The organism is Acidovorax sp. SUPP3434, from assembly GCF_030159015.1.
Taxonomy (GTDB): domain Bacteria; phylum Pseudomonadota; class Gammaproteobacteria; order Burkholderiales; family Burkholderiaceae_C; genus Paracidovorax.
Genome location: NZ_BQXL01000001.1, coordinates 314,470 through 334,067, shown reverse-complemented (window position 1 = coordinate 334,067; position 19,598 = coordinate 314,470). Strand labels below are relative to the sequence as shown.

At 64.5% G+C, this 19,598-nt stretch carries 12 protein-coding genes; 6 read left to right on the top strand and 6 right to left on the bottom strand.

All coding sequences use genetic code 11. The annotated features are described in order from the left end of the window. Positions 1-158: 158 nt before the first annotated feature. Positions 159-3,404 carry a carbamoyl-phosphate synthase large subunit gene (gene carB / locus AVKW3434_RS01490; protein WP_284403783.1) on the bottom strand — a complete coding sequence of 1,082 codons (3,246 nt, stop codon included), beginning with the start codon at positions 3,402-3,404 and terminating at the stop codon, positions 159-161. Beyond that, complete coding sequence (gene carA / locus AVKW3434_RS01485) at positions 3,404-4,567, bottom strand: glutamine-hydrolyzing carbamoyl-phosphate synthase small subunit (protein WP_284401007.1); 1,164 nt, start codon at positions 4,565-4,567, stop codon at positions 3,404-3,406. The genes carB and carA overlap by 1 nt, the downstream gene beginning before the upstream one ends. Positions 4,568-4,909: 342 nt before the next feature. On the opposite strand from carA, the gene AVKW3434_RS01480 reads away from it, so the two are divergent. The 3 genes from AVKW3434_RS01480 to AVKW3434_RS01470 all read left to right on the top strand — a co-directional run bounded on the left by AVKW3434_RS01480 (position 4,910) and on the right by AVKW3434_RS01470 (position 8,760). Beyond that, positions 4,910-5,881, top strand: coding sequence for a methyltransferase (locus tag AVKW3434_RS01480; RefSeq protein WP_284403781.1), 972 nt, complete (start codon positions 4,910-4,912; stop codon positions 5,879-5,881). Positions 5,882-5,919: 38 nt separating this feature from the next. Beyond that, positions 5,920-7,194, top strand: a complete 1,275-nt coding sequence (locus AVKW3434_RS01475) for a phosphoribosylamine--glycine ligase (protein WP_284403779.1) — start codon at positions 5,920-5,922, stop codon at positions 7,192-7,194. 102 nt (positions 7,195-7,296) lie between these two features. Continuing rightward, on the top strand, positions 7,297-8,760 hold the full coding sequence (locus tag AVKW3434_RS01470) for an iron-containing redox enzyme family protein (protein WP_284403777.1): 1,464 nt from the start codon (positions 7,297-7,299) through the stop codon (positions 8,758-8,760). A 45-nt stretch (positions 8,761-8,805) separates the two neighbouring features. On the opposite strand, the gene AVKW3434_RS01465 is transcribed toward AVKW3434_RS01470, so the two are convergent. The 4 genes from AVKW3434_RS01465 to rpoN form a co-directional block, all read right to left on the bottom strand. Next, positions 8,806-9,255, bottom strand: a complete 450-nt coding sequence (locus AVKW3434_RS01465) for a hypothetical protein (protein WP_284403775.1) — start codon at positions 9,253-9,255, stop codon at positions 8,806-8,808. 279 nt (positions 9,256-9,534) lie between these two features. After that, positions 9,535-9,846, bottom strand: a complete 312-nt coding sequence (locus tag AVKW3434_RS01460; RefSeq protein ID WP_284403773.1) for a KGG domain-containing protein — start codon at positions 9,844-9,846, stop codon at positions 9,535-9,537. Between the two features lie 118 nt (positions 9,847-9,964). Further along, positions 9,965-10,243, bottom strand: a complete 279-nt coding sequence (locus AVKW3434_RS01455) for a hypothetical protein (RefSeq protein ID WP_284403772.1) — start codon at positions 10,241-10,243, stop codon at positions 9,965-9,967. 51 nt (positions 10,244-10,294) lie between these two features. Beyond that, positions 10,295-11,767, bottom strand: coding sequence for an RNA polymerase factor sigma-54 (gene rpoN / locus AVKW3434_RS01450; RefSeq protein ID WP_284403770.1), 1,473 nt, complete (start codon positions 11,765-11,767; stop codon positions 10,295-10,297). A 292-nt stretch (positions 11,768-12,059) separates the two neighbouring features. Between rpoN and AVKW3434_RS01445 the strand changes: the two genes are divergently transcribed. From AVKW3434_RS01445 to AVKW3434_RS01435, 3 genes are all read left to right on the top strand, one after another. Beyond that, positions 12,060-13,100 carry a sensor histidine kinase gene (locus tag AVKW3434_RS01445; RefSeq protein WP_284403768.1) on the top strand — a complete coding sequence of 347 codons (1,041 nt, stop codon included), beginning with the start codon at positions 12,060-12,062 and terminating at the stop codon, positions 13,098-13,100. A gap of 83 nt (positions 13,101-13,183) precedes the next feature. Beyond that, complete coding sequence (locus tag AVKW3434_RS01440; protein ID WP_284403766.1) at positions 13,184-14,599, top strand: sigma-54-dependent transcriptional regulator; 1,416 nt, start codon at positions 13,184-13,186, stop codon at positions 14,597-14,599. 339 nt (positions 14,600-14,938) lie between these two features. Next, complete coding sequence (locus AVKW3434_RS01435) at positions 14,939-19,558, top strand: PAS domain S-box protein (RefSeq protein ID WP_284403764.1); 4,620 nt, start codon at positions 14,939-14,941, stop codon at positions 19,556-19,558. The last annotated feature ends 40 nt before the right edge of the window (positions 19,559-19,598 follow it).

Sequence of the window (19,598 nt, the reverse complement as noted above, 5' to 3'; positions counted from 1 at the left end):
GCCGCGCAACGCGCGGCCCTCCTGGCGTCTTGCACACCCGTGGATGCACAAACGGACGCCCCAAAAGGAAACCGCCGCGCGTTGCCGCGCGGCGGTCTCTGGTCAGTGGCGATTATGCCGCGTTTGAGGCGGCCGGACGCTTAACCTGACTGTGCCGTTCAGGCCGTCAATTGCGCGTGCAGTTCCTGCACGGAATAAACGTCCAGATGGTCCAGATGCTTCATGCCTTCCACGGCCGCCTCGGCGCCGAAGATGGTCGTGAAGGTGGTGACCCGGGCCTGCAGCGAACTCGTGCGGATCGCGCGGGAGTCGGCAATCGCATTGCGCCGCTCTTCCACCGTATTGATGACCATGACGATTTCGTCGTTCTTGATCATGTCCACGATGTGCGGGCGGCCTTCGGTCACCTTGTTCACCAAGGTCACCGGCACGCCGGCCTCCGAGATCGCGGCAGCCGTGCCCTTGGTAGCTACCAGGTCGAAGCCCAGGGCGACCAGTTGCCGGCCGATTTCCACCGCACGCGGCTTGTCGCTGTTCTTCACGGTGAGGAACACCTTGCCGGACGTCGGCAGTTTCGTGCCAGCCCCCAGCTGGCTCTTCACGAAAGCCTCACCGAACGTCTTGCCCACCCCCATCACTTCGCCGGTGGACTTCATCTCCGGGCCGAGGATCGTGTCCACACCCGGGAACTTGACGAAGGGGAACACAGCCTCTTTCACGCTGAAATATGGCGGCGTGACTTCCCGCGTGATGCCCTGGCTCGCCAGCGACTGCCCCGCCATGCAGCGGGCCGCCACCTTGGCCAACTGGATGCCCGTGGCCTTGCTGACGAAGGGCACCGTGCGGGATGCGCGCGGATTCACTTCGAGCACGTAGATCACGTCCTTGCCATCCTTTTCCTGAATGGCGAACTGCACATTCATCAAGCCCACCACGCTCAGGCCCTCGGCCATGGCTGCGGTCTGGCGCTTGAGTTCATCCACCGTGGCCTTGCTCAGGTAGTAAGGCGGCAACGAACAGGCCGAGTCGCCGCTGTGCACGCCGGCTTGCTCGATGTGCTCCATCACGCCCCCGATGAAAACCTTGCCCTCGGGGTCGCGCAGGCAATCCACATCGCACTCGATCGCATCGTTCAGGAAACGGTCCAGCAGCACGGGCGAGTCGTTGCTCACCTTGACGGCTTCGCGCATGTAGCGTTCCAGATCCCGCTGTTCGTGGACGATTTCCATGGCACGGCCACCCAGCACATAGCTGGGGCGCACGACCAGTGGATAGCCCAACGCAGCCGCCTTCTCCAGGGCCTCCGGCTCGGTGCGGGCCGTGGCGTTGGGTGGCTGGCGCAGCCCCAGGTCGTTGAGCAGTTTCTGGAAGCGCTCGCGATCTTCCGCAGCATCGATCATGTCCGGGCTGGTGCCGATGATCGGCACGCCCTCGGCCTCCAGACCGAGCGCCAGCTTCAGGGGCGTCTGACCACCGTACTGCACGATCACGCCCGTGGGCTTTTCCTTGTCGACGATTTCCAGCACGTCTTCCAGCGTGAGCGGCTCGAAATACAGCCGGTCCGACGTGTCGTAGTCGGTCGAAACCGTTTCCGGGTTGCAATTGACCATGATGGTTTCATAGCCGTCCTCGCGCATGGCGAGTGCGGCGTGAACGCAGCAGTAGTCGAACTCGATGCCTTGGCCGATGCGGTTGGGGCCACCACCCAGCACCATGATCTTCTTGTTGGTGGTGGGCGCGGCTTCGCACTCGTCCTCGTAGGTCGAGTACATGTAAGCCGTGTTGGTGGCGAACTCGGCGGCACAGGTGTCCACCCGCTTGTAGACAGGGCGCACGTTGAGCGCCCGGCGCGCCTCCCGCACGGCCTTTTCCTGCGTCCGCAGAAGTTTGGCCAGACGGCGATCAGAAAAACCCTTCTTCTTGAGCGCTCGCAGCGTATCGGCGTCGATGGCAGCCAGCGCGCCATCCCCCTTTTCATCGGTCAGTTTGTCCAGATCCAGTTCGATCTTCACGATCTCTTCGATCTGCACCAGGAACCATTTGTCGATCTTGGTGAGGTCATGCACCTCGTCGACCGACAGGCCCATGGCGAAGGCATCGCCCACATACCAGATGCGCTCGGGACCGGGTTCGCCCAGTTCCTTTTCCAGCAGTTCGCGGTCCTGCGTCTTTTCATTCATGCCGTCCACGCCGACTTCCAGGCCGCGCAGCGCCTTCTGGAAAGACTCCTGGAACGTGCGGCCCATGGCCATGACCTCGCCCACCGACTTCATCTGCGTGGTCAGGCGGCTGTCGGCCGTGGGGAACTTCTCGAAAGCAAAACGCGGAATCTTGGTGACCACGTAGTCGATCGAGGGCTCAAACGATGCGGGCGTGGCGCCGCCCGTGATCTCGTTCTTCAGCTCGTCGAGCGTGTAGCCCACCGCGAGCTTCGCCGCGACCTTGGCGATCGGAAAGCCCGTGGCCTTCGATGCCAGGGCCGACGAACGCGATACGCGCGGATTCATCTCGATGACGATCATGCGACCGTCTTTCGGGTTCACCGAGAACTGCACGTTGGAACCACCGGTATCCACGCCGATCTCGCGCAGCACCGCGAGGGACGCGTTGCGCATGATCTGGTATTCCTTGTCGGTCAGCGTTTGCGCAGGCGCCACCGTGATCGAGTCGCCCGTGTGCACACCCATCGGATCGAGGTTCTCGATCGAGCAGATGATGATGCAGTTGTCCGCCTTGTCGCGAACCACTTCCATCTCGTACTCTTTCCAGCCGAGCAGCGATTCTTCGATCAGCAGTTCGTTGGTGGGCGAAGCCTCCAGGCCGCGCTTGCAGATGGTCTCGAACTCTTCAGGGTTGTAGGCAATGCCGCCTCCGGTTCCGCCCAGCGTGAAGCTGGGACGGATCACCGTGGGAAAGCCCACGGTCTTTTGCACCGTCCACGCTTCGTCCATGCTGTGGGCGATGCCCGAGCGGGCCGAGCCCAGGCCGATGCGGGTCATCGCATCCTTGAACTTGAGGCGGTCTTCCGCCTTGTCGATCGCCTCAGGCGTGGCGCCGATCAGCTCCACCTTGTACTTGTGCAGCACACCATTGCGCCACAGGTCAAGGGCGCAATTGAGCGCCGTCTGCCCGCCCATCGTAGGCAGGATCGCATCAGGGCGTTCCTTCGCGATGATCTTCTCGACGGTCTGCCACGTGATGGGCTCGATGTAGGTCACATCGGCGGTGGCCGGGTCGGTCATGATCGTCGCAGGATTGCTGTTGATCAGGATGACTTTGTAGCCTTCCTCGCGCAGTGCCTTGCAGGCCTGCACGCCGGAATAGTCGAATTCGCAGGCCTGTCCGATGATGATGGGGCCGGCGCCGATGATGAGGATCGATTTGAGGTCTGTGCGCTTCGGCATTATTTCTTCTCCATCAGCGCGGTGAAGCGGTCAAACAGGTAGGCGATGTCGTGCGGGCCGGGCGAGGCCTCGGGGTGGCCCTGGAAACAGAACGCAGGTTTGTCCGTGCGCTCCAGGCCTTGCAGCGTGCCGTCGAACAGGCTGATGTGCGTGGGGCGCAGGGTTGCCGGCAGCGACTCCATCTCCACGGCAAACCCATGGTTCTGGCTGGTGATGCTGACACGGCCGTTGTCCAGGTCCTTCACGGGATGGTTCGCGCCATGGTGGCTGTTGTCCATCTTGAAGGTCTTCGCACCGCTGGCCAGGGCCATGATCTGGTGGCCCAGGCAGATGCCGAAGGTAGGTACGCCGGCATCGATGATCTGGCGCGTGGCTTCGATGGCGTAATCGCACGGCGCCGGATCGCCAGGGCCGTTGGACAGGAACACGCCATCGGGCTTCATGGCCAGCACCTCGGCTGCCGGGGTCTTGGCCGGAACCACCGTGAGGCGGCAGCCGCGCTCGGCCAGCATGCGCAGAATGTTCTTTTTCACGCCGTAGTCGTAGGCCACCACGTGAAAGCGCGGCGCGGCAAGGGTGCCGTAACCCGAACCGAGCTTCCACTCGGTCTGGTCCCACGGATAGGCCGCGGAGGTGCTCACCACCTGGGCCAGATCCAGGCCCTTCATGCTGGGCGCCGCTTTGGCGGCGGCCAGGGCTTCGTCGATGCGCGCCTGGGTCACCGCTTCGCCGGCCGCAAGCCCGACGATGGCGCCGTTCTGCGCTCCGTGGGTGCGCAAGATGCGCGTGAGCTTGCGGGTGTCGATGTTGGCGATGGCAACGGTCTTCTCGCGCACGAGGTACTGCGAGAGAGTTTCGGTGCTACGGAAATTGCTGGCCAGCAACGGCAGGTCTTTGATGATCAAGCCTGCGGCATGGACCTTGTCGGCTTCGATATCCTCCGTATTGACACCGTAGTTGCCGATGTGCGGATACGTCAGGGTGACGATCTGCTGGCAGTAGCTCGGGTCGGTGAGGATTTCCTGGTAGCCGGTGATCGCGGTGTTGAACACCACTTCGCCGACCGTGGTGCCGGTGGCACCAATCGAATTGCCGATAAAGACCGTGCCGTCTGCGAGCGCCAGGATGGCGGGCGGGAAGGATCCCTGTAGAGACAAAAGCACTGGGTTCTCCGAATGGTTACGGGTCGCCCGGAGTCCGCAGGAAGAAATTCCTGAAGACTGCTGCTTGTTGGGGGATTGCTTTGGTTGCTGCCGGGCGACGTTTTGCGGGAAAGCCTCCAATTGTAGCCTCACTGAAAGAGCCTGCCGACTTCCGCGGCCCATTCAGCCCATGCCAACCAGGTCCCTCAATGCCAAAGATCGTGAGCCAAGCAGTCTCTTTTGTCCTACACCGCGGCAGCCAACGCCTCCTGAAAGATCACGGCGATTGGCATCCCGCAGCGCGCGTGCCCCCTCACCGCCTGCTCCCCTCCTTCCTGTTTGCACGGCCTCTTGCCAAACCCGATGAAAGCATCCACAACGCGGTCTGTCGAACAAAGCCTTCAACGGCTCGGGCAGTGGCTTGTGGCTGCTGGCTACCGGTTCGTCACGGTAACGCCGCTCACGCACCAACGGGTGCTCGCGAGGCCGCACGACCCTGAAAGGTCGCACCTGCGCGATGCATTCGGATGGAACCGGCTGTTTTCGAAAGACCGGCTTCCTGCCGATCTCACCCCATGCCTGCTGAACGATGGCTGGCTGCAGTCCACAGCAACCGGCCTTTTGCAGAGCAATGTCCGGTTCAGTTCGCTCGACGGACTGCTCTTCGCGCACTCCCCCTTCCCGACGGCACAAGAAGATGCCGTGTTCTTCGGGCCGGACACCTACCGGTTTGCCAGTTTCATTCGCCATCAGTTGAGGATGCAGCCTCTGCCTCGATCCCCACGCATTGCCGACATGGGGTGCGGCGCCGGGCCGGGAGGCCTTGTTGCCGCGAGGGCCTGGCAAGCGCAGCCCAACGGATGCGAAATCGTGCTGGCGGACATCAATCCCCGCGCGCTTTTGCATGCCACAGCCAATGTGGCCGTCGCTGGCTACCGCAACGTGCAGTGCGTTCAAAGCGACCTCTTTTCCAATGTGGCCGGCAGGTTCGATCTCATCGTCGCCAACCCGCCCTACCTGATGGACGACGCGAGCCGCGTCTACCGACATGGGGGTGGCCAGTTCGGAGAGGCCCTGTCCGAGCGCATCATGAAAGAGAGCCTCGACCGCTTGACGCCCGGCGGCCGCCTGCTGCTCTACACCGGCTCCACCATCGTCGAAGGACGCGACGCTTTCCGAGACTCCGTCATGGCCTACGCCACCGCCCACGACTTCGCAGTTCACTATGAAGAACTGGACCCCGATGTCTTCGGAGAGGAGCTGCAGGGGCAGGCCTACGCCGAGGCGGATCGGATCGCGGCCGTCGGCGTGGTGGCGCAAAGGCGGGCTGCATGAGATTTTTGGGCATTGGGCAGACCAACGACCTGGCGGCCATGTACGGCGGCCTCCAGCGCCGCGGCCACGAGGTGCGGGTCGTGATTGAAGACCCTGCGTGCCACGACGTCTTCCAGGGCATCCTGCAGCGCGTCGAAGGATGGGAAAGCGAACTGGGATGGATCAAGGCGGCTGGAAACGAAGGCGTGATCCTCTTCGAATCCGCGACACAGGGCAACCTGCAGGATGCGCTACGCGCCGAAGGCTTTCATGTTATCGGCGGCAGTGCCCTCGGCGATCGCCTGGAGGCGGACCGCGCATTCGGGCAGAGCGCTTTGCAGGCCGCAGGACTGCAGGTAGCGGGCTGCCACCGTTTCACTGGCTATGGCGAAGCGATGGCCTTCCTCGATGACCATCCCGCAAGGTATGTACTCAAGTTCAACGGGGCCTCCAGCGAGCGCACACGCAACTACGTCGGCCAGTCCGGCGACGGCGCCGACGTGCGCGCCCTGTTGAGCATGCACGCGGGCAAGGCCCGCGCGGACCAAGCCGACGCACCGGACTTCATCTTGATGGAGTTCATCCATGGGATCGAGATCGGGGTCGGCGGATACTTCAACGGCCATGACTTTCTGTCGCCCGTGTGTGTCGATTTCGAGCACAAGCGGTTTTTCCCGGGCGACTTGGGCGAACTCACCGGAGAGATGGGCACCATCGTCAGCTACCGGGAAAGCGCCTGCCTGTACGACACCGTCCTGCGCCCCCTCACGCCCCTGCTGCGTGATGGCGGCTATTGCGGTTACATCAACGTGAACCTCATCGCCAACGAAAGCGGGCTGTGGCCTCTCGAGTTCACCTGCCGGTTCGGCTATCCGGGGTTCGCGATCTGCGAAGCCCTTCACAACGATCCATGGGAAACCATCTTTCGCAGAATGCTGTACCGCGACACGTCGGACTTCGGCACGAAAAGCGGTTTTGCCTGCGGCGTGGTTCTCACCGTGCCACCGTTCCCCTACCGGCACGGGTATGAAGAACTCTCCAAGGGGTTGCCGGTTTTCTTGAATCCCTCCATGACGCAGTCGCAGCGCGACAGCCTGCATTTTTCAGAGGTGGCGCTGCACCAAGGGCAGCTCGTGGCAAGTGGCTCGTGCGGCTACCTGGGCGTTGCTACCGGCGTGGGCGCAACGGTGCGCGCCGCCCACCTGGCCGCCCTGGATTGCGTTCGCCACGTGATCGTGCCCAATCTGCGGTATCGCAACGACATCGGCGAGCGGCTAGACGGGGGCGAGCTGCAGCAGTTGCGCTCGTGGGGCTGGCTGCAAGCGAGACCATAGGCGGCGTAGGACCTTGCCGACCGGGGTTCGCGCCATCTGGTGGCTTCTGCCCCCGGTTGCAGCACCGCAGCATGAAGCCATTCCTACAGTACATCGCCAACGATGCTCGCACAAAAAATTCATCCGTCCGTCGATCTGCATGGCAGCCCAACGCCTCGCGCTTCAGATGCGCAACGCCCGAATGCAGTCGGCCCCTATCGCCGCCTGTACGAGGCGCTGCTGACCCCCTCTCCCACGCCACGAGCCCGGCAGCAGGCCGCCCAATGGCTGCAGCGGCTGATGGACGAAAGCGAAGACGTCCCCAGCGAATTGTGCGAAGCACCCGAGGACCTGCATGCGTGGGCCCGCGAAAACGCACAGGCCGTGGCGCAGCGTTATCAAACCTACCTGGACGGGCGGCGTGCAGGCGGCGAGCGCCATTACTTTCGCAACCGCGCCTATGCGCTGAACTTTTTGGCATCGGTGGCGCCGACCAAGCTGGTGGATGGATCCTGGCTGTACGGCTTGGCACAACATACATCGACCGAACGGCTGCGGCCCTTGCTCCAGACCTACCTGGAAGAACTCGGAGACGGCGTGGCCCACAAAAACCACGTCACGCTCTATCGCCAATTGATGCGGCGGCACGGCCTTCAGCAAGACCTGCAACTGGACGATGCGAACTATCTGCAGGGCGCGGTGCAGCTGGCATTGGGATGGAATGCCGAGCAGTTCCTGCCGGAGGTCATCGGCTTCAACCTGGGTTATGAACAGCTCCCCCTGCACCTGCTGATCACGGCATACGAACTCAATGAGCTCGGGATCGACCCCTACTATTTCACGCTTCACGTCACGGTCGACAACGGAGACAGCGGCCATGCCTGGCAGGCCTGCGAGGCCGTACTTCAAATGCTGGAAGTGCAGCAAGACCGCGATCAATTCTGGCAGCGTGTGCGCGCTGGAAGCAAGCTGGCGGATGCCGGGCGCGGCACCCAGGAGGTCATCGCATCGTTCGACGCCAGGACCGAAGTGGTGAAAATCTTCCAACGGAAGGCACTGGCCGGCGCGGGCATGCATTCCGACTATTGCCGCATTGGCGGTCGCACCGTCAACGATTGGCTGGGACCCCAGGGCGACATCGATGCCATGCTGGACGCGCTGGTGGACAATGGTTGGATCCAGTTGGGAGCGCCGGTGTCTCAAAGCCGGTTCTGGAACCTGCTTCAAGGGGAACGCGCGGAGATGTTCGGTGTTTTCACGGGATATGAATTGCAGGTGATCCACGATTGGATCCGCGGCGAAGACAGTCGCGACGGACAGGACCATGCCCAGCCCGCCTCCGCCAACCAAACGCGCAGGCTGCCCTCGTTCAGGGCCTTGGCACGTCACCGCTCTAATGCCAACCCCATCGGCAGTGCGGAGCCTGCATTGGACCCCGAACTGCATCAGTTCAAAGAGCAGCTGCAGCCCCTGGAAGGAGAGCAACGCCGGCAGTTCCTCAGTGCCGCGCTGTCTCCTGCGACCCATTGGACTTCGACGGGGTTGTTCGCCACCCGGCTCTTCATCAGCGAAGGCTGGGCAGCCTGAACCGGTAAAGCGGCCCCTCCCACGCTGGCGGTGGACCGCAAAAATTCATACGGTCGCCGGCGCTTGCAGCGATGAAGGGTCGCTTCCGATGGCATTCAACTGCCCGTTCCCTCCGATGCGAAAGTGCGTGTTCTGCCCGGCCGCAATCGCCACATAGGCCGCAAAGCAATGGGCCGGCAAGATCAATGTGCCAATGGCGTCTGTGGCCGTGACTTCAAAGCCAGCGGATGCTGGCTGCTCGCTGAGGGTGAAGCCGATCAGAAGCATCTGCCCCAGCCCCGCCACTTTGGCGCCGATCAGTTCAATACAACCCACCGCCTGCTCCACCACCCATCCCGAGGCGCTGTAGGGTGCATGCCCGCCAAGGGCGATGGTGCGCACTCCCCGTGCTTTGACAACGCTGTATTGCTCCCAGGCAGGCGCGAGATTGAGCGGAGAAAACTGCTGAAAGAGTCCGCGATGGCGTTGGGCCCGAGTGGGGTAATTGGTGCTCATGGATTGCCTCATGGAATGGGTTCTGGTGCGCCAGCCCATCCTGGATCAGCCACCGGAACGAATGCCGAGGCTGTGCAGGAGGAAGGTCACCCGTACCACTCACTATGGCAATCGACGTGCCAGCACTGTCCGCGTCAATGCACCCACTGAGAGGCGCATCTCGCTCGCACCGCTGCTTTCTTGATTTGCGAAAGGGGGAGGCCTGAACGGACACTGTCATGCGCTCTACGCGCGGCGTGCAACGGACACATTGCGCGTACGCCCGTTCAGGCGCTGGAATCAACGGCTTTGGGGATTTGGATCGCCACCGGCCACCTGCTGCTGACCGGTTCCCGTCTTGGGTTTTGCTTTGGGAGCGCTGCCCGACGCACCGCCCTCGGAACTGGCTGCCTCAACCGCCTTGGCAACGGCAGAACTGCGGCTGCTATGGCTCTTGGCGCCTGCTGCGCGGGCTTCTTCGGAGGTGAACTGATGCGCCGTGCCCTTTTGATGCGCTGCCTGCCCACCCTTGCTTGAAATTTCGCGTTGCTTTGCCGCGTCCATGGCTGCGAAGCCACGATTGCTACCGGATGGATTGCCTTGGTTGGCCATTTCGATACTCCTTCAATGTGCTCCCGTGGAGGGGAACGGCCCAGGCCCGGCCATGAAACCGGACTTGCCAAGGCAGAGGCAATCGACATGCCCAGTGCGAACGCACGTCCTTGTGCGGCTAACGCGCGGTGTCCGGCTGGCTCGCCCGCGCCACCCAACGCGCAGCCTCTTGCCGCGCATGTCTGCGACGGGCAATGCCCGCATAGAGCATCTGCATCAAGTCGATCGCATCGGAAGCCGCTTGTGCGGCACTGGCCCGCACCTCTGCGCAGGCCACGGTCGTGATCTGGGGTTGCATGCCCTGCAGCACATCGACCAGCCCACACCAATGGCCTTCTACCGCCGAGGTGCGGGAAAACAAGGTCAATCCGTCGATGGAAGCCCAGGCGAAAGCCATGATTGATCTTTGGTGAATGGGGTCTCCGCCCGCCGGGTGGAGGCGGTTGGCTCAAAGGTTCCTGTGCCGTTCCGGCGCTGCCGAAACGCGAAGCGCCTGCCGGTATTTGGTGACCGTGCGCCGAGCGACCGAAAACCCTTGCTGCGCCAGCAGGCTGGCAATCGCCGCATCGGACAAAGCATGTGAGGGCGACTCGGCCGCAATCAACTCCGAAACCAGTTCCTTGACGGCCGCAGGCGCACAGGTAGTGCCATTGCGCGTGGACAGCCCGCGCGAGAAAAAATACTTGAGCTCATGCAGGCCGAACGGGGTCGCCATGAACTTGTTGTTGGTGACCCGGGACACGGTGGATTCGTGCACCCCCACCTCCTGCGCAATCTGTCGCAGCTTCAGCGGCTTGAGCGCCAGCGGGCCGTGCTCGAAAAACGCCTGCTGATGCCGCCCGATGGCTCGCGCCACCGCCAGGATGGTGGCAAAGCGCTGCGCCACATTGCCCACCAGCCAACGCGCTTCCTGCAGGCAGGCGCTCAACGCCGCACTTTCACCATTGCGCTTGCGCTGCTGAAACATCTGCGCATAGGAGGAATGCACCCGAAGACGGGGCATCACGGCATCGTTGAGCACCATCTGCCACCCTCGCCCGCCCTTCACCGCAACGATGTCAGGCACCGCGAACGGCAGATCGTCTTGCATGAAGGCTCGACAAGGACTGGGATCAAGCGTGCGAATCTGCGCGCAAACCGCTGCCGCCGCCTCGCGCGACACCCCCAGCGCTTCGGACAGCCGTGTGGGATCGCGCAGGGCCACGGCTTTCAGGTGGCTTTCAATGGCACGGCGCACCAAATCCCGGCTGGTGGCGCACTCCATGGTGTGCAATTGCAATAACAGGCAATGCTGAAGGTCCACTGCGGCGACACCTGCGGGGTCCAGTCCTTGGACCCGGCGCCACGCCATGCGGATTTCCTGCTCGTCCGGCTTCGGAGACAGGGCCATGGTGCGCACCGCCTGCTCGATCTCTTCGACCCCGCCGCGCAGGTAGCCATCGTCGTCCAGGGATTCGATGACCGCCCTTGCCAAAAGAAGATCGCGCTCCGGCAGACGAAGCAGGTCCAGTTGCCCATGCAAATGGGCGCGCAATGTGATGGCGGCCGCCGACTGCTCCCAAGCCCCGTCCCCATCGCTGTCGGAAGATTGGATCCGGCTGCTGCCGGACGACAGATTCCAATCGCTCAACGGCGCGTCTTGCGTGTCCTGCTGCGCATCCCCCTCGTCGGCTTCCAGCAGCGGATTGCTCTCCAAAGCCTCCCGCACCGCACGCGCAAAATCCTGCGAGGACATCTGCAGCAGTCGCACGGCTTGCTGCAAGCGGGGCGAAGCATTCTGGGTAAGCGCGGCGGAAGTGTTCAGACTAAGCTGGCTCATCGAAGGTCCGTTGATGGTGGGCTCATCCCATGCAACAAAGCAAGGCATATGCCACGCAACCTTTTGCCTTGAAAGCGCTTGCCCAGCCTTGAAAACCAGCACTCGGCGCTATCCTTCAATGCATGGCATGTCGCTCAACCGGTAGAGATTGCCGCAATTCCTGCCGGTTTCAGACAGAGGTTCGCTCCATGGCCCGGTTCTTACCGGCATTGACTGGCACGCGGCATGCTGCGGCACTTGGCACCCGGCAACACCATCACGAGCGGAACGCCCCTGCCTCACCATGAACAATACCTACACCCCCATTCCGACGACAGCGCCTCACCCATCCGCCGAAGTCCCCGGCGGGCATGGCGCAGGTGGGCAGCCTCCCCCTGCAGCAGCCCCTGCTGCGGTGCCGCAGTGGCTTTCCATGGCTGGTGTGGGGCACGAATTGCGCACCCCGCTGGGCGCCCTGTCCGCAGCGCTGGAGGTGATTGCGCTCACCCCCCACCCGATGCACATCCAGAGCGAAGCATGCGCGGTGGCCGCGCGGCAGACGCGGCATCTGTCATCGCTGCTGGAAGATCTGCAGGACGTGCTGGCAGCGCGTGAAGGTCGTATGGAATTGCGGCGCGTGGCAGTGGACTTCTCGGAGCTGGCGCGGCAGGCCTGGGAGGCACTGGTGAACTCCAACGGGGGCTATGACTGCACCCAGCAGATCGCTCCAGGCCTGCGGGTCATGGCCGATCCCCGCCTGATGCGCCGGGCGATCGATCAGCTTCTTTGCCGGGCGTGCAAAGCGGGAGCGCCGGGAATGCGCATGGACCTGACCGTGTCCACGCAAGGGGGCGAGGTGCGCGTGGAAGTTCACGGCCTGCCCAGAGACGACATGGGGCGGCCCTCGGGAACTGCATGCCCGCTGAATCTGCATGTGCGCATCGGTGCGCCCGCCACTTTGGCAGACCTTCTTGCCGACCACGTCATTCAATTGCATGGGGGGCGCATCGCTCCGTTGGCCGACGAAGAGGGTCGCTATCTTGCCCTGCCCTGCCTTGCAGAGGCGCCGCCACCGCCTGCCAGACTGCGGCGCCAGAAAGTGCTGGTCGCGCTGCACGACGGGCAAGACCGCCAAGCGGCAGGGCAAACCCTGGAGCGGCAGGGATACCTCGTGCTGGAAGGCACAGCGATGCAGCCAGCGCTGGACCTGTTGCTGCAGAACGTGCCGGATCTGGTGCTGGCAAGCGCCCAGCCGGCTGCAGCGGCACGCCATCTCGCAACCGCAGCCCGAGAAGCAGGCTACGCCGGGTGCATGGTGGCCGTGGCACCCGCCATGCACTCCGAGCAAGAGGCACTGGACACAGCCGGCGCACGGCGCGCAGGTTTCGACGCATGGGCAGCGTGGTCCGACTGGCCCCAAGTAGTGACGGATATGTTGGAATCCCGAAGCGACTGACCGCTGTACGTTCGTTTACACCAGCAACCACAATCGCCGCAAATAATTCCTCTTTTTCAAATTCTTACTCAGGGAGACTTTGCATGGCCCATGCCCTGGTAGTTGAAGACGATGCCGACTCCGCGCGCATGCTGGCGAGCTTATTGCACACTGGCGGATTCACGGCAGCCACGGCCTCTTCGCTCCGGGATGCGCGCCGCCAGATCGCCCTGCAGCGCCCCGACATCGTGCTGCTCGACCTGCAGTTGCCAGACGGCAATGGCCTTTCACTGTGCGAGGAGGTCGAGTTGCTCTCCTATTCGGAAGTGGTGCTGATCACCGGCCACGCCAGCCTGGACACCTCGATCCAGGCCCTTCGCCTGGGCGCCGCGGACTACCTCATCAAGCCGGTGGACACGCGGCGGCTCAATGCCGTGCTGTCCCGTGCACGCTCTCCCTCCACCCTGCTGGCCGAGATCCAGGACATGCGCCTGCAGTGGGAATCGACCGGCCGCTTCGGCCACCTGCTGGGACGGTCGTCCATCATGCGCGAGGTGTACGAGCAGATCGCCTGCGTGGCCGGCACGTCGGTTTCGGTGTTCGTGACAGGAGAGAGCGGCTCCGGCAAGGAATTGGTTGCCCGCTCCCTCCATGACCTCAGCCGGCGGCGCGACGGGCCTTTTCTGGCGGTGAACTGCGGCGCGATCTCCCCCCAGCTGATCGAGAGCGAAGTCTTTGGCCACGAGCGGGGCAGTTTCACGGGGGCGGACCGGCAACACCTGGGGTTTTTCGAACGCGCCAATGGCGGCACCCTCTTCCTGGACGAAATCACCGAGATGCCGCTGGAGCTGCAGGTCAAGCTCTTGCGGGTGCTGGAGACCGGCACCTTCATGCGCGTCGGGTCCACCGAAGCGCGGCACACCGATGTGCGCATCGTGGCCGCCAGCAATCGCGAGCTGGCCCAGGCCGTGGTCGACGGCGCGTTGCGGGAAGACCTGCTTTACCGCCTCAACGTGTTCCCTCTTCACCTACCGCCCCTGCGGGACCGGCTGGAAGACCTGCCCCTTCTGGCCCAGCACTTTCTGGACGACATCGCTGCGCGCGAGGGCGGGCGCAAAACGCTGACCACTGCCGCCCTGGATCGCTTGGCGGAGTACCGATGGCCGGGCAATGTGCGCGAATTGCGCAACGTGCTGCAGCGCGCCTTCGTGATGACGCAGGAAGGGCCGGTCACCGAGCGCTGGCTGCCCCGCGACCTCGTGCCGTCGCAGCCGCAGCCGCAGCTTCCAATCCAGCCGCTTGCGCCGCAGCAGCCGGAGGTGGCAGCGCCGGCCAACGGCGCTGCCACCCCCACCGAACTGCGCCTGCCGCTGGGCAGTTCCCTGGCGGAAGTAGAGCGGGCGCTGATCCTGGCCACCTTCGCCCACTGCGGGCAACGGCGCGAGCAGACTGCCGCCATGCTGGGCATCAGCATGAAGACGCTGTACAACCGGCTGAAGGAATACGGCGCCAGCGCTTGACCAAGCGCACAGTGGCGCTGTCGCGGCCCCGTGCAATCGCAGGCACGGCCCTTCACGCGGGCCCCGGGCCTGCGGAGGTGCGCCGACGCGGTTCGTTGCCAAGGCCCTGAATCCTGAACCCGCTACGTGCCAGGCACACTGGGTGTGCACGCCATTGCCCGCTCCGGCAGTCCGCTCTCGTCCCCCAGCGCACGCCTCCCGTCCCATCGCCGGAAACGCCCCACCCGGACACGGCTCCGACCGGGCCCCATGCATGCTTTCCGCCATCGCCTGCCAGACCACGCCTTCGACCGCCAAGGCCCACGATCAATAATCGGTATTCATTAGAAAGACGCCAACATGGATGACTCGCTGACCACCCCCGACGAAGCCGAAGAGCATGTGGGAGAGGCGCTGGACAGCGTGGCGCCGGCACGGGCCTATCACATGCTGCCGCTGATCGGCCTGGGTGGTTCGGCGGGCAGCATCCCGGCCCTGCAGACCTTTCTGCAGTCCATGCCCGAAGACCCCGGGCTGGCTTTCGTCGTGATCCTGCACCTGTCGCCCGACCACGACAGCGAGCTGGCCGATATCCTGCAGCGCTCCACCTCCCTGCGGGTGCTGCAGGTGCGCGAGACCTGCAAGGTCCAGGTCAACACCGTCTACGTCATCCCGCCGGGCAAGGTCTTGCGCACCTATGACGGCTTTCTGCAGTTGGCCGATCTGCCGAGCCCGCGCCATGGCCAAGTGACCGTGGACCTGTTCTTTCGCATGCTGGCAGACACCCATGGGCCGCATGCCACGGCCATCGTGCTGTCGGGCATGGATGGCGACGGTGCCATCGGCATCAAGCGTATCAAGGAGCGCGGCGGCCTCACCATCGCCCAGGACCCGGACGAGGCGGAGCACAGCAGCATGCCCCGCTCGGCGCTGGCCACCGGCATGGTGGACTGGACGCTGCCCGCGGCGGCCATGCCCGGCCGGCTGCTGGAGTACTACCGGCTCGAGCACCGCCTGAAGCTGCCTTCGGAGAAGGGACCCCCGCCCATGGAAAACCCGATTCCCCATGGCATGGCCACGGAAGCAGCCCTGCGCGACGTGCTGATCTTCCTGCGGACGCGGACCGGACGGGACTTCGCCTACTACAAGCGGGCCACCATCCTGCGGCGCATCGGCCGTCGCATGCAGGTCAACGGCATCGCCGAGCTGCCGGGCTATCTGGATTGCCTGCGCACGCGGCCCGGCGAAGCCGGAGCGCTGCTGCAGGATCTACTCATCAGCGTGACCAACTTCTTTCGCGACGGCGAATGCTTCAGTGTGCTGGAGGCGCACATCGGGGCGCTGTTTGCCGGCAAGGGGCCAGGGGATTCGCTGCGCGTTTGGGTAGCGGCCTGCGCCACGGGCGAGGAGGCCTACTCCATCGCCATCTTGCTCAGCGAATACGCCCGCAAGGTGGATGCGGCGCCGGTGATTCAGGTCTTCGCCAGCGACCTGGATGACGAGGCCATCGGCATCGCCCGCGAGGGGCTCTATCCCACGACCATCGAGGCCGATGTGTCGGAAGAGCGGCTGCGCCGGTATTTCGTGAAGGAGCACCGCGGCTATCGGCTTCGCCGCGAAATTCGCGAAATGGTGCTGTTCGCGGTGCATGACGTGCTCAAGGATTCGCCGTTCTCGCGGCTCGACCTCGTCACCTGCCGCAACCTGCTGATCTACCTGAACCGCAACGCCCAGCACCGCGTGTTCGACACCTTCCATTTCTCGCTCAAGCCGCGCGGGCTGATGTTTCTGGGCTCGTCGGAATCCGTCGAAGACAACAGTCCCCTGTTTGCCGTACTCGACAAGAAGCACCGCATCTACAGCCACCGCCCCGCCTCGCGCTCGGGCATGCCAGGGCATTCCGCGCCCGGCACCGTCTCGCTCGCCATGGAGGCGCAGCATGCCGCGCGGTCCGGCCCGGTGCTGGCCGGCCCGGCCTTTACCTCGACGCCCCCGGCCTCGCGCGATCTGCCGCCTCTCGAGGGCCGCAGCCACAACTGGGGCGAGCTGCATTTCCGGCTGCTGGAGAAGATCGCGCCGCCCTCCGTGCTGATCGATGCCGGCCACGACATCGTGCACCTGTCGCCCAATGCCGGCGAGTTCCTGCGCTTTCAGGGCGGCGAGCCCAGCCGCAACCTGCTGCGCGCCATCCACGAGGACCTGCGCATCGAGGTGCGCGCGGCGCTCTACCAGGCAGCGCAGCGCAAGATGGCCGTGGAGACCCCGCCTTTGGCCTTCACCCATGCCGGCGGCGAAATGGTGCTGGTGGTCCGCATCGTCCCGTTCCACGAGGCGCCGGGTTTTCATCTGGTGATCATTCAGCCCGCGTCGGCGCCGCAACCGCTGCTGCCCATGCCGGTGCGCCCCATGGCGGTCTCCGAGCCCCTGGCGCAGCACCTGGAGCAAGAGCTTGAGCGCATGAAACTGCACCTGCGCGACACGGTCGAGCAGTACGAGGTCTCCACCGAAGAACTCAAGGCCAGCAACGAAGAGCTGCAGGCCATGAACGAAGAGCTGCGCTCGGCCACCGAGGAACTCGAAACCAGCCGCGAAGAACTGCAGTCGATCAACGAAGAGCTGACCACCGTCAACCACGAGCTCAAGAGCAAGGTCGATGAACTCGGCCACTCCAACAGCGACATGCACAACCTGATGGACGCCACCGCGATCGCGACGGTGTTCCTGGACCGCGATCTGTGCATCACCCGCTTCACACCCTCGGCGATCACGCTGTTCAAGCTGATTCCCACCGACATCGGACGCCCGCTGTCCGACCTGGCGACCCACCTCGACTACCCGGAAATGACCTCCGATGCCCGCCGCGTGCTGGAGCGGCTGGTGCCGATGGAGCGCGAGGTCGGCAAGGGCGGCGGCCAGTGGTTCCTGGTCAGGGCCCTGCCCTACCGCACGCTGGACGACCGCATTGCCGGGGTGGTGCTCACCTTCGTGGACATCACCGAGCGCAAACACAGCCAGGAGGCCTTGCGTGTCTCGCAGGACCGATTCAGCCTCATCGTCAGCCAGGCGACGGCCGGGGTGATGGAAGTGTCGCTGGACGGGCGCATCGAATTCACCAACCGCAGCTACCGCGAGCTGCTGGGCTACTCCGAGGCCGAAATCGTGGGCATGTCGATGCTCGATCTCGTCCACCCCGACGACCGGGCCGAGAGCGCGCGGCTGTTCGACAAGCTCGCCCGCCACGGCGAGCCCTTCCAGGTCGAAAAGCGCTGCCTGCGCAAGGACGGCTCGGTGATCTGGACCTTCAACAACGTGAGCCGACTGTCGAACGTGCAAGGCCGAGCCGACGCCGCGCTGGTGATGTGCACCGACGTGACGGAGCGCAAACGGGCGGAAGAAGCCCTCAGCCGCAGCGAGGAGCAGTTGCGGCTCATCGTGGAGAACGCGGTCGAGTTCGCCATCTTCTCCACCGATCCGCAGATGCGCGTGACCCGCTGGAACGTGGGCGCCGAGCGCCTGCTCGGCTACCCCGAGGCCGAGGTGCTCGGACAGCCCGCCGACATCATCTTCACCGACGAAGACCGTGCCCTGGGCGCGCCGCAGATCGAGGTGCGCCAGGCGCTGACCGATGGCCGCGCCATGGACGACCGCCTGCACCGCCGCAAGGATGGCACCACCTTCTGGGCCAGCGGGGTGTTGATGCCGATGCTCGACGATGGCGCCGTGGTCGGCTTCGTCAAGATCCTGCGCGACCAGAGCCGTGCCCGCCAGGCCCAGGAAGACCTGGAGACCAGCCGGGCCGAACTGGTCGAGGCCCTGCGGCAGAAAGAAGCCGCGCACTCGGCGCTGGAAGCCGCCGACGCCGCCAAGGACCGGTTCCTGGCCGTGCTGTCGCACGAGCTGCGCAACCCCCTCGCCTCCATCCGCAATGCCGCCGAAGCGCTGCAGTCGGGGCAGTTGAACGACCGGGAGCGGGCCCAGTCGTCCAACATCCTGGACCGGCAATCCGCCGCCATGAAGACGCTGCTGGACGACCTGCTGGACGTTTCTCGCCTGCGGCTGGGACGCCTGACCCTGCACCGCCGCCGCATCCTGCTGTCCGAGGTGGTGGACATGGCCATCGAAACCACGAAGCCCGCCATCGAAGCCGGCGCGCACCGGCTGGAGGTGGTGCTGCCGCACACGCCGGTGGTGCTCGATGCGGACCCGGTTCGGCTCAGCCAGGTGCTGTCCAACCTGCTGGCCAATGCCGCCAAATACACCCCGCAGGGCGGGCACATCGGGATACGGGCCCACGTGGACCAGCGCACCGCCGTGATCGCCGTGACGGACAACGGCATCGGCATGGAAGCGGGCAACATCCACAGCATGTTCGGCATGTTCGTGCAGGAAACTTCCGACCTGCCCGGCGCACGGGGCCTGGGCATCGGGCTGGCGCTCGTGCGCAGCATCGTGGAACTGCACGGCGGCCTGGTGGAGGGCAGCAGTTCGGGCCCCGGCCAGGGCAGCACCTTCACCGTGCGTCTGCCGCTGGCTCAGGCCGAGCCCCTCGCCCCGCTGCCGGAGCCCGAGCCGCCCGCCCCGCTGCGCAAACTGTCCACCACGGCGCCCAAGGTGCTGGTGGCCGACGACAACGCCGATGCGGCCTGGAGCATTGCCACCCTGCTGAAGATCTCCGGCTGCGAGGTGAGCACCTGTTCCGACGGCCCCGCGGCGCTCGAGGCTGCCCGCCAGGCCATGCCGGACGTGGCCGTGCTCGACATCGGCATGCCCGGCATGAGCGGGCACGAGGTGGCACGCCAGATGCGCGCCCTGCCGGGCGGTGAGGACGTGCAACTGATCGCGCTGACCGGCTGGGGCCAGGAGGCGGACCGCAACGCCGCCGCCGAGGCGGGTTTCGACGCGCACATGGTCAAGCCCGTGGAGGTCCAGAAACTAGTGGCGCTCATCGAGACACGGCAGCGAGGCAAGGCATCGCACTAAGCTCACAATCATTTGCTATATTTTTTATAGCACAATGCCC